A 12,750-nucleotide genomic window follows, 5' to 3' on the forward strand; every position below is an offset into this window, starting at 1 on the left:
TGTCATTCCGGAGGAATCTCAACTATATTACATTTAAAAGCTACATCTAGATTCCTCCGGAATGACAAACTCGATGGAAAATTTAAACTTAAAGTATATTAAAGCTTACTGCTTAAAGCATATAGTCATCACTTATCATAATTCTTCATTACAAATTCAAAATAATGGATCATTTTAAGATAGTTTTCGATACTGATATATTCGTTCGTGCTGTGGATAGATTGTTGTTCAGAATTATTTATTTTAATTGGCATGAATCTGTAAATATTTTTACTTACAATTTGGTATTTATAGGCATCTGTACCACCAACCGTAAGATAAGGTGTAGCAATTGCAGTTGGGTAAATTTCTTTAATTCCGGCTTCTATCAATTTAAAAGCTTTGGTATTTGTTGGTGAAACAGCAGAAGCTTCACGGGTGTTATCAATCTCTTCTACTTCAACATCAAAGCCTTTTGTTGCTTTTGCAATATGTTCCTTTACATCTTTAACCGTATTTCCCGGAAGCAGTCTGAAATTAACCACAAATTCTACTTCTGGAGAAAGAACATTGGTTCCGTCGCTGCCTTTCATCATCGTTAAAGCCGTTGTTGTGCGAACTAAAGCATTGGTTGTATTATTTTTTGTCAACTGAGACAAAAGTAAAGGCTGCAATAACCACTGATTTGAAATAGCCAATCTATTGGCAAAGGGCATCGAGCCTCCGATATTATCGAAAAACTCTTTAATTAAAGGCGTAATAATTGGTTTCATCTGATCGTCTTCTAACCTCTGCATAATGACAGCAGCTTTTCCGATGGCGCTTTCTGTGGGAGGCATGGAAGAATGTCCGCCTAAGCCTTTTACTTTGATTTTAGCTGATAAAAATCCTTTTTCTGCACATCCTATCACGGCAACATCTGAGTCGATACCTTTTACACTTCCTTTTTCTAATACCAATCCGCCTTCATCATATACAGCATCGAATTTCAGTCCTTGTTTTTTGAAATGATTTGCAATCTGTGCCGCCCCTTTTTGTCCGCCCACTTCTTCATCAAACCCAAAAGCCAGATAAATATCACGTTTCGGAATATGACCACTTTTAATTGTATTCGACATGGATTCCATTAAGGAGAAAAGCATTCCTTTCATATCAATTGTACCTCTTCCATAGATTCTTCCGTTGGCAACCGCGCCTGAAAATGGCGCATAATCCCAATCTTCCGCAACTTTTGTAACCCGTTGTAAAGCTTTATCATCTGGTCTGAAAATATTTTCTTCCTTATTTTTAATATCCGCGTCTCCGGGAGGAACAACATCCATGTGAGAAAGAAATAGAATAGGTTCGAGATTAGGCTGGCTTCCTTTTAGTTTAAAAACCAATCCGTATTTATTAACTTCATAGTTTTCGGTGTTCTGATAAATTTCGGGATAGGATTTTTTTAAATATTCTTTAAATGTATCAAATGTTGAATAATCAAAATCACCCAATTCACCTGTTGAAATTGTTGCGATTTTTAGTCCGTTTGAAAATCTTTGAACAGCGGAATCATTTTTTACAACTTTCCATTCTTTTGTAGTTGTTGAACTATTTTTTTTGTAAGGATAAGTGAAAGTTTTAATGAGCAGAATTATAATTAATACAATAATGGCTCCCAGAATGATTAAAAGGATTTTTTTCATGGTGATTGGTTTTTTATAAAAAGTTTTATTATACTTAATACATTTAAATGAAATCTACTGAGAAAGAAATAACTCTTTAAATGATAATAGTAAAAGTTTAATACTACTTTCTGCTTTTCATATAATTAGCAGATAAATATGAAATTATTGAGAATAGTCCTACAGTTCCAATTTTAAAATAAGTTTGAAAAGGAATTTCATGGCTACTTCCTAATGCCATTAATAAGTAAAATAAAAAAAAGCTAAAGCAAAAAAACTGCAAAATTCTTAAAATTATAATAGCCATTTTCTTCATAACCATTTTTAAATCACTCTTTAAAATCTTTTTAATCTCATGTGAGAATTTCACTCACACTGAAATTATACTATAAATTTAAGTCTATTTTTTTATAAATATTGTAAAATTAGTTTAAGTAGTATTTAATTTCTACAAATTATTTTTACTATCCAGCTCCTGTTTTCTGTTTTTTATAAAATCTGTGGGGCGAATTCCATTGAGTTCAAAGAAGAGATCAGAGAAGTTTTGTCTTGAGGCAATACCACACTCTTTGGCGAGAGTTTCAATGCTGTATTTAAGATATTCTTTGTTTTCGAATAGTAAATTGGTGATATAATTAATTCTTAATTCACTCAAATATTTATTAAAATTCATTCCTTTACAGTCATTGATAACCTGAGAAAGATAATTAGAATTGGTATTCAATTGAGTGGCTAATTTACTTAGGGTAAGGCCTTTTTGGGTAAATTCTTTTTTATCCTCAAATGATTTTAATTTTTGAAGCAATTCTTCAACTTTACTTTCATTAAGAGTCGATTTTCGTTCTTCTACAGCGAAAACCAGTTTCTTAGGAACATTTTCAGTTTGATGGACTGTGAATTTTTCTTCCAATAAAACATATTTTTTCTTTACTTCTTTCGCTTTTTTATGTCTTTTGGTGAATAAAGTAACCATTCCGATTGCCCAGATAATGAGAACAATAATTACAATCGTTCCTAGATAATTGATTTTCTGCAACTTTTCTTTTTCTTCCAACAACGTTTTTGTGTCATAATCTTTGTGAATTTTTGGAGATAAATAAATAAAATCCTTAGACATGATGCTGTCTGCCTTCAAAAGTTGGGTTGTGTAATATAATTGCTGCGTTTGATTTTTCTCTTTTTTACTCTGATCAATTAAGATCTCATAATTTTCTCTTAATTCCGGAAGAATAAACTGATTTTCTTTAAAAATAGAATCTACTTTTTTAAAGTATATCATCGATTCTTTAGCATTTTTTAAACTATAATACGTTTTTCCAATGTAAAAATAATCAAGCGAAAGCCTCGCAAAATCCCGGCTTTTTTTAATTGAAGAAAGTGATTGATTTAAATTTGATAATGCCGACTGAAATTGATTATTCCGATATTCAGAAATACCTTTGGATAAAAGAAAATATCCTTTTTCCTGAGCATAGTCAGGATTATTTCCTACTTCGGAAAGTCCGGTTTGTATGGCAGAATCCGCTTCTTTATATTGCTCTAAATGTCTGTAGCAAATAATTAACTGATGAAGACAGTTCAAATACCCTTTTTTATTATTATAAATTGCATTTGGGCCAAGATCGGATCTGGATTTTTCTCTGTCATAATATTCCAGACTATTTTTAAATAATTCCGAGGCATCCTGATAGTATCCTAAATAGCTTTTTACAACACCAATATGATATAAATTCTGATATTTCAGATATTCATTTTTTGTATTTTTAGAATATTCATAAGCTTTGAGATATTCATTAAGTGCCTGCTGGAATTTTTTATAATGGTAATAATATATAATTCCTTTCTCAAGATAGGCTATACTTTTCAGGTCACCATCTTTGGACTGATTAGCCGCCCAAATCATACTGTCTGAATATATTAATTTAATCTTATTTTCAGTAGAATAAAATACACCGTCTTTATATCCCTGAACCAATTCTTTATAGTTCTTCTCTTTTTTTGCTTTAGAAATATAAGGTTGAAGAAACGGAAAAGCCCTTGCATCATTCTCTTCAAGATTCTCAAATTTTTGTCTCAATTTTTGAAAATCACTATAGCCTTCCTGGGACAGAAGAAGTTTAAAAAAAACGATAAAAAGTATGAAAAATATTTTTTTTGTCACCCCGATGAACATTCAGTGTCCTAATTTCGATCAAAAGTACATAAAATTGAGTAGTTTTTCTCATTGATTATTGAATTAATACCAACATGAGCATTATTTTCATTTTACAAAACAACACCCTATTAATCAATACATTAAATATAACTAATTCATAAATTAGGACGTATAAATTTATAAATTAAGACAACAAGTATTTTTTTTAATCGATTCAAGATGATAATTTCGGCCTCAGATTTTAAATGGGAACAACTGGAAAGTACAGTAAGATTGTAAAAACAAAAAAACATTAGAAGGGTAAAAACACACAAAAACACCAAATATAAGTTTTGAAGAAAACAAATATAATTTCATGATTGTACAGTAAAATACCGCCTTCCTTCTTGGGAATTTTCTTTTAAGGAAGGTTGGTTTTTAAAATTAATCTTTGTTAAAAAAAACTAATAACCTTTTCATATAAAAACTAATATCCATTGAAATATTCAATTTAGTTGTGGTCATTTCCTGCAGGTAAATTTTGAAGGGTTCTTGTAAAAGAACCTTTCTTTATTAAAGTTTTCAGTTTAGAATCGAAAAGAGACTGTTCCATATGGGCAGCCTCTTTTCTTTTTTAAAACATTAAGGATTTATAATTACTTCCAGCCTCCGCCTAAGCTCTTATAAATATCAACAACTGTACTCAGCTGTTTTTGTTTTGCTTCAACCAGTTCCATTTTGGCATCCAAAGCATCTCTTTGGTTCAGAAGAACTTCCAGATAATCTGCTCTTGAGTTTCGGAATAGTTGATTAGCAATATCGATAGATTCATCCAAAGCCTTTGTTTCCTGAGACTTTAGCTGATAATACTGATCTATGTTTTTAACTTTTGACATTAAATTGGCCACATCCAAATATGCATTAAGAATCGTTTTATCGTACTCATACAACGCCTGGATCTGTCTTGCATCTGCCGTTTGAAAATTAGCTTTAATCGCACTTTTATTAATAAGCGGTCCCGCTAATTCTCCTGCTAAACTTGAAGCAATAGATTCCGGCAACTTCACTAAATAAGAAGGTTTAAAAGCTTCCAATCCTAATGTTGCAGAAATTTCCAATGAAGGATAAAACTCTTTTCTTGCTGCTTCTACATCTAGTTTTGATGATTTTAATTCTAATTCAGCCTGTTTAATATCCGGACGGTTCGCCAATAACTGTGACGGAATTCCTGTATAAACAGTCGGAGCAATTGTCGACATAAAACTCTCCTTCGTTCTTACAATCGGCTGAGGATATCTTCCCAGAAGAGCATTGATCTGATTTTCTTTCTCAGTAATACTCTGACGGATTGTATATTCTGAAGCTTTTGATTTTGCTAATTCAGCTTCAAATTTCTTCACTGCCAATTCAGTTGCCGCCGCCGCTTCTTTTTGAATTTTAGAAATTTCCAATGCTTTTTGCTGAAGTTTGATATATTGCTGAATAATATCCAATTGATTATCAAGCGCCAATAAATCATAATAATTATCAGCTACTTCTTCAATTAAATTTGAAAGAACAAAGTTTTTTCCTTCAACCGTAGACAGATAATGTGCTACGGCTGATTCTTTTTCTGTTTTAAGCTTTTTCCAGATATCAACTTCCCAATTGGCCATTAATCCACCTTCAAAATTACCAAGCGGATCCGGCATTTCTTTTCCGGGCTCGATTTCGGTTGAAGCGTCACCAGCTCCCTCGCTTGTGTAACGTCCTGCTTTAGCAACTCCTGCGCCAATTCCGGCAGAAACAGTTGGAGTTAATCTTCCTTTTTTAGCTAAAATACCACTTTTTGCAATTTCAATTTCCTGCAAAGTGATCATCAGCTCCTGATTATTTTTTAAAGCTGTCTCAATTAAAGAAACTAAATTCGGATCCGTAAAAAACTGTCTCCAAGGAGTTGTTCCGCTATTATTATTGGCGTCTTGTTGCTCTTCCTGATTAAAATTTTGAGGCATATTTTCTTTCACCTCATCTTTTATTACGGTCGCCATCGGCGCTTTACAACTTGCTAAAACAAGCGATAAAGCAATGGCTGCTATATATTTATTATAAGTCTTCATGTTTTCCATCGTGTTTGTAAGGTTCGGTTTGTTCTGTTAAAGGATTTTCTTCTTCATATTTTGCCAATTTAGATTTCTCGGCAATCGTTCCAAAGATGTAGTACAATCCAGGGATGATCATTAATCCGAAAATAGTTCCGATCAACATACCTCCTGCCGCGGCTGTACCAATCGTTCGGTTTCCTGTTGCACCCGGCCCTGTTGCCATTACCAACGGAATCAAACCTGCAATAAACGCAAATGATGTCATCAAAATCGGACGGAAACGGATCGCAGCTCCTTCAATAGCAGCCTGCGCCACCGGAATTCCTTCTTCAGCCTTCTTCTGGACGGCAAATTCCACGATCAATACGGCATTTTTACCTAAAAGTCCGATCAACATGACCATTGCCACCTGAGCATAAATGTTGTTTTCTAATCCTAATAATTTCAAGCATAAGAATGCCCCGAAAATACCTGTCGGTAACGAAAGAATTACTGGTAATGGAAGAATAAAACTTTCATACTGAGCGGCAAGAATTAAATAAACAAATCCTAAACACACTAAGAATATATAAATCGCTTCATTTCCACGGCTTACCTCATCTTTCGAGATACCTGCCCAGTCGATACCGAAACCTCGCGGAAGTGTTTTATCGGCAACCTCCTGAATGGCTGCAATCGCCTGTCCAGAACTGTATCCCGGTGCAGGAGTACCACTTACCTCAGAAGAGTTGTACATATTATGTCTCGTGATCTCAGATAAACCGTACACTTTTTCCAAATGCATGAAATCTGAATACGGAACCATCTGGTCTTTATCATTTTTAACATACAACTTTAATAAATCACTCGGTAACGCTCGATATTGAGGACCTGCCTGAACAATTACTTTATAAGGTCTGTCGAAACGGATGAAACTGGTTTCATAGTTGGAACCTATCAAATTAGAAAGGTTATCCATCGCATTTTCAATCGTAACTCCTTTTTGTTCGGCCAAATCATTATCGATTTTCAACATATACTGAGGGAAACTCGCAGAATAGAAGGTGAAAGCAGAACCCAATTCAGGACGTTTTTTCAGTTCTTTAACAAAGTCATTACTTACTTTTTCCATTTTCTGATAATCTCCACTTCCGGCTTTATCTAAAAGACGAAGCTCAAAACCACCTGCAGCACCATAACCCGGAATAGACGGCGGTTGGAAGAATTCAATATTTGCTCCCGGAATATTCTTAGCTTTTTGTTCAAGCTTTTCAATAATCTCGGCGGCAGATTCTTTACGGTCTTCCCAGCTTTTAAGGTTGATCAAACAAGTACCTGAGTTTGAACCTGTACCTTCCGTCAAGATCTCGTAACCTGCCAATGATGAAACAGACTGTACACCATCAATATCTTCAGATTCTTTCAATAATTCTTTGGCAATCTGGTTTGTTCTTTCCAATGTAGAACCCGGAGGCGTCTGAATAATCGCATAGATCATCCCCTGATCCTCACTCGGAATAAACCCTGAAGGAAGTGAATTACTTAAGAAAAATGTACATAAACAGAACGCTAATAATAACGGAAGTGTTACCATTTTTTTCGTCACTGTTTTGTTCAGCATTTTCTCATATCTCCCTGCTCCTTTTGTAAATAAATTGTTGAATTTATCTAAGAAAATAGTGATCGGAGTTCTTTTTTTAGCTTTTCCGTGGTTATTTTTTAGAATTAAAGCACATAAAGCCGGTGTCAACGTTAATGCTACCACCCCTGAAAGGATAATCGCAGAAGCCATTGTAATTGAAAACTGACGGTAGAATACCCCAACCGGACCAGACATAAACGCAATCGGAATAAACACAGATGCCATTACCAAAGTGATCGCGATAATTGCTCCACTGATCTCATGCATCGCTTCTTCCGTTGCTTTCAATGGAGAAAGACCTTTCTCTTCCATCTTGGCGTGGACGGCTTCAATAACTACAATCGCATCATCGACGACGACCCCAATTGCCATTACGAGGGCAAAAAGTGAAATCATATTCAGCGTAATTCCAAAGGCGGACATTACGGCAAACGTACCGATCAATGAAACGGGAACAGCTATCGCCGGAATCAAGGTTGAACGCCAGTCTCCTAAGAATAGAAATACTACGATCGCTACCAAGATAAATGCTTCAAATAGTGTATGAATTACCTTTTCAATCGATGCATCCAAGAATCTGGAAACGTCATAACTGATGTCGTAATGCATTCCTTTCGGGAAGTTATTTTTTTGAAGATCTGCCATCAAAGATTTAACATTTTTGATAACGTCACTTGCATTGGATCCGTATGATTGCTTAACCGTGATTGCTGCAGAAGGTTTTCCATTTAATGTAGAATAAATATCATACATTGAAGAACCGAATTCTATATCCGCAACATCTTTCAATCTTACAAATTCTCCTCCCGGTTTTGCTTTAAGGATAATATTTCCGTAGTCTTTTTCATTATTAAAACGACCCGGATATTTTAAAATATATTCAAATGATTGAGAACGTTTTCCTGAACTTTCTCCTGTTTTACCGGGAGACGCTTCCAAACTCTGCTGATTCAATGCTTCCATTACCTCATCGGATGAAACATTGTAAGCAGTCATTCTATCAGGTTTTAGCCAAACACGCATTGCATATTCCCTTGTTCCTAAGATGTCAGCGAAACCTACTCCACCAACCCTTCTCAATTCAGACATTACGTTGATATCTGCGTAGTTGAAAAGGAATTTCTGATCAGCTTTAGGATCATCACTATACAAGTTAATGTACATCAACATGTTAGGCTCTTCACGGGTAATTTTCACCCCTTCACGCACTACCAATGGTGGAAGTTTATTTACCACCGAAGAAACACGGTTTTGAACGTTAACGGCTGCAACGTTTGGATCTGTACCCAAATCAAATACAATCTGGATAGAAGCTTCACCGTCATTTCCGGCATCGGAAGTCATATACTTCATTCCGGGAACACCATTTAGACCTCTTTCCAACGGAATAACCACGGATTTGATCAACAATTCGTTGTTGGCTCCGGGATATTCTGCAGTAATGTTTACTTTAGGCGGAGAAATTGAAGGGAACTGCGTCACCGGAAGTTTTACCAGCGACAGGACTCCCATAAATACGATAATCAATGAGATTACGATAGACAGAACAGGTCTGCGAATGAATTTCTTAAACATATAATTTCATTTATAGAGTCCTACTCTGCTTTTAATTTCAATGATTGAAGAACTTTTTTCGGATCCTGGAACTTCACCTGAACTTTTTGATCATCTTTTACTTTCTGAACTCCTTCAAGAAGAATTTTATCTCCCTCAGCAAGTCCAGAACCAACTACATAAACATCAGGAAGCTCATAAGCTACTTTGATATTTCTAGACTTCACCACTCCGTTTTTATCCACTACAAAAACATATTTTTGATCCTGAATTTCGTAGGTTGCTTTTTGTGGAATAATTAAAGCATTTTTAAGCGGTAAAGTCATTTGTACTTTTCCTGTTTCGCCGTTTCTTAATAATTTATTAGGATTCGGAAACTTAGCTCTGAATGCTATATTTCCTGTTTCGCGGTCAAATTCTCCTTCGATGGTCTGAACTTCTCCTTTTTGAGGAAAAACATCTCCGTTTGCCATCACCAAAGAAACCAGATTGCTTCCTCTTGATGCAACATTCGTCTGATAAGACAGATATTCTGGTTCGGAAACGTTGAAATAGGTGTAGATATCGTTGTTATCTGATAGAGATGTTAATAAATCACCTTCATCAATCAAGCTTCCCAATTTCAAAGGAATTCTGTTGATAATTCCTGAGAATGGAGCTTTGATGTCCGTGAACGACAAATGAATCTGAGCAAGTTTTGCTTCCGCACTTGCCGCATCCAACTTAGCTTTTGCCATCAATCTTTCATTTTTAGAAACAATGTTGTTGTTGGCTAATGTACTTGCGTTTTTCAATTCGATAGTAGCCTGTGCTACCTCAGCTTGCGCCTTTAATAATTCTGCCTGATATAATTTTGGCATAATTCGGAACAATGTCTGACCCTGATGTACAAACTGACCTTCGTCTACAAAGATCTTCTCAAGAAAACCTTTTTCCTGTGCACGAACTTCGATGTTCTTTACAGACTGGATCTGCGCTACATATTCTTTACTGATCACAGTGTCCATTTTTACGGGGTTTGTAACCGGATAGATTGTAACCTCTTCTTTTTCTTCTTTTTTGCTGTTACAACTTGCGAACAACAAAAGACTGCCAAGCGCGAAGCTTGAGACAACTCTTTTCATCATAATACTAGAGTTTATATAAATCGTTAATGTTTTAAATAGAAAAATTGTGGTAATGAGTATTTTGGCGATGTGAGCTCACCTACAGCACAACGCAGAACATCTTCTGCTTAAAATAAAAAGCAGAAAACTAATCGAAAAATGAAATTTTAGATTCTGATAGAACGAATCAGAATGAATGTTTTAACTGAAGAAAATTCAGATAAATAGCCGTGAATTGCGGGCTTTAATTTTTTGAAACTTTTTAACCCAAAAATATAAACCAGCGTAAAAACACTTGCAAAGAATACAATAGACTGTACCGTATCCGACAACTGGAAGTCATCTTCCGCAAGTTCTAAGGAATAAGCATTACTTGCATCATCCGGAGCCTGCTGCATAGAAAGCTTTTCGTAGGTTTGGTTTAAGCGGTTTGCTCTTTTGGGTAAATTATGAGAAGTATGAGAGTTATAATCGTTTTTCAACGTTTTGACATTGATCTTACTTTCCACTACGAATAGCAGAAATAAGCTGGTCAAAAAGTATACGATGTAGTTTCTCATTTTCAAGGCACAAATGTAATTCTTAGTTTGAATACATTTCAAACAAATTTTATGATAATTACACATATTAACAATATTTAACTCTCCTTTAAATAAGCTGAAAACCGATGAATACTGTTTTTTCTGAAAATTTCAGACCTGAAATAACACTATAATTATTAAAAATTTGTGATTTCACAGAATACTAATATTAATAAATTTCATGCAATTAAATTATTTTTTCAACACATAAAATTAATTATCATTAATATTTTTATTATAATTTAAGATTATATCAATATTTTATTTAATTTTAGTTCAGAAATAAATAACTAATAAGTGATTTGTTTTCTTGTATGATTTTATCGATTATGACAACATTAATTCCTTTTAACATTTGTTATAATTATTTGAATCAAACAAATTCAAACCATAAAAAAAACCATAACAACCACGAAATACTGTAACTATGAAAAACAATTTAACATTAGCAGGATTGCTGTTTACGTCAGCTCTCTCATTTGCACAAATAGGTATTAATACCTCGAATCCTCAAAATTCACTACACGTGGATGGAGCAAAAGACAATCCCGCAACAGGCGCTCCCTCAGCCGCTCAACAAGCCAACGATTTTATCGTCACTTCTACAGGAAGTACCGGAATAGGTACTACAACTCCTAACACTTCAGCTATTTTAGACATCAGTTCTGCAAATAAAGGAATATTGGGACCCCGAATCAGCTTAACATCTTCAACCATGCAGCTTAGCGGCAACCCTAACGCAACAGGTCTGCTTATTTATAATACCGGGCCAGTTTTGAGCCAAGGATATTATTTTTGGAATGGTGCCGAATGGAGGGTTTTTAACACATCATCCGGAAACAACAGCGGAACCAACACGTTGGCAAATGTTGAGAACATAGCAGTGATAGGTCCCTTAGTAGCAACCAACGAAAACGGAAGAGCAGGATACGGTCTTTCTATCACAACCCCTGATGGTAAATTTTCGATAAGAACCTTTATTCCTACCGATACCGGCTTTTCTTTCGTTAATATACAAATCAGAAATAATAGTGCTGCCAGTGTAGATATTATAGCAAACGAACACTGGCTGTGGGGAGGATCTGGCGGAAACCAGCAAAATCAATTAAGGCTTCCTCCCGGAGTTTGGGCAGGAGATGGTGGAATTGACGGAGCCGGACTTATCGTTGCCACAGCACAAACAGCTTCTACATTTCCATCTTGGGGAAATGCTGAAACCTATGCCGCAGGAATGCCTGAGCATCGCCTTTACGCATGGACAACAACCAACGGAAATGACAAAGTTTTTTATAAGCTGGATTATATGATGGGTTCGTCAACTTACGCCAGCCAAGGAAATGCAACAACATGCCCCGCAGGAATATGTAATACAACTAAAGCATTTTTCACAATTGATCAAATCACTGCACCATAAAAAAATAAAAGGGAGTTCTTAAAAAACTCCCTTTTTTAGATATATACAGAAAATGAAATCGACAATTTACAAGCTTACAAAAGACTCTAAAATAAAAATTATTAATTAATTTATGTAAAATTAACATATTTATATTAAAAATAATTGTAAATTTATAACACTTTAACACTTAATTCATGGAAAACCAAATCACTTATCACTATGAAAAAATTATTACAAATCATTATTTTCGGCATCATTGCCTTTTCGGTAACAGCGTGTAGGCACTCTGCAAAAGAATCAGAAACCCTTACCAACACTATACAACCCGTAAATACGGATGACATCACCAAAGATGTTTTCACGGATACCTACGGAGATCAAATGGAAGTTGCGATCAACAATTCTAAAAACACAATGACTGTACATCTGGATGGCAAAACTTATGAATTGAAAAAAAGTGAAGACCTTCCCGAGTATACTGCTTCCAATGCAGAATATCAATATTCAAACATCAGAGGGAATATTACTTTCCTGAAAAAGAATGTTGATATGGTTTTGTTCCATCATACTAAGGAAAAGCAACAACCAGCTTCCACTAAAATGGCATCTTATTAAAAATTATCACGCATTAAAA

The 12,750-nt window shown here is 34.9% G+C and carries 8 protein-coding genes; 2 read left to right on the forward strand and 6 right to left on the reverse strand.

Going from position 1 to position 12,750, the window contains the following annotated elements:
• Positions 1-128 precede the first annotated feature (128 nt).
• The 6 genes from AC1Q7L_RS12485 to AC1Q7L_RS12510 form a co-directional block, all read right to left on the reverse strand.
• A complete protein-coding gene (locus AC1Q7L_RS12485; RefSeq protein WP_492306227.1) occupies positions 129-1,661 on the reverse strand; it encodes a M20/M25/M40 family metallo-hydrolase in 1,533 nt (510 codons plus the stop codon).
• Positions 1,662-2,088: 427 nt separating this feature from the next.
• A complete protein-coding gene (locus AC1Q7L_RS12490) occupies positions 2,089-3,717 on the reverse strand; it encodes a helix-turn-helix domain-containing protein (protein ID WP_492306228.1) in 1,629 nt (542 codons plus the stop codon).
• Between the two features lie 713 nt (positions 3,718-4,430).
• The gene (locus tag AC1Q7L_RS12495) at positions 4,431-5,873 is read right to left on the reverse strand and encodes a TolC family protein (RefSeq protein ID WP_492306229.1); all 1,443 of its coding nucleotides are present in this window, start codon (positions 5,871-5,873) and stop codon (positions 4,431-4,433) included.
• A complete protein-coding gene (locus tag AC1Q7L_RS12500; RefSeq protein WP_410693190.1) occupies positions 5,860-9,054 on the reverse strand; it encodes an efflux RND transporter permease subunit in 3,195 nt (1,064 codons plus the stop codon). The genes AC1Q7L_RS12495 and AC1Q7L_RS12500 overlap by 14 nt, the downstream gene beginning before the upstream one ends.
• Before the next feature lie 20 nt (positions 9,055-9,074).
• Positions 9,075-10,157 (reverse strand): efflux RND transporter periplasmic adaptor subunit, encoded by a 1,083-nt coding sequence (locus AC1Q7L_RS12505; RefSeq protein ID WP_410693398.1) that lies wholly within the window; start codon positions 10,155-10,157, stop codon positions 9,075-9,077.
• A 149-nt stretch (positions 10,158-10,306) separates the two neighbouring features.
• Positions 10,307-10,699 carry a hypothetical protein gene (locus tag AC1Q7L_RS12510; protein WP_410693189.1) on the reverse strand — a complete coding sequence of 131 codons (393 nt, stop codon included), beginning with the start codon at positions 10,697-10,699 and terminating at the stop codon, positions 10,307-10,309.
• Between the two features lie 448 nt (positions 10,700-11,147).
• Between AC1Q7L_RS12510 and AC1Q7L_RS12515 the strand changes: the two genes are divergently transcribed.
• Positions 11,148-12,134 (forward strand): phage tail-like protein, encoded by a 987-nt coding sequence (locus AC1Q7L_RS12515; RefSeq protein ID WP_492306230.1) that lies wholly within the window; start codon positions 11,148-11,150, stop codon positions 12,132-12,134.
• 201 nt (positions 12,135-12,335) lie between these two features.
• A complete protein-coding gene (locus AC1Q7L_RS12520) occupies positions 12,336-12,731 on the forward strand; it encodes a hypothetical protein (protein WP_410693186.1) in 396 nt (131 codons plus the stop codon).
• Positions 12,732-12,750: the final 19 nt, after the last annotated feature.

It is taken from the genome of Chryseobacterium sp. GW823-FHT05E08 (genome assembly GCF_058795655.1).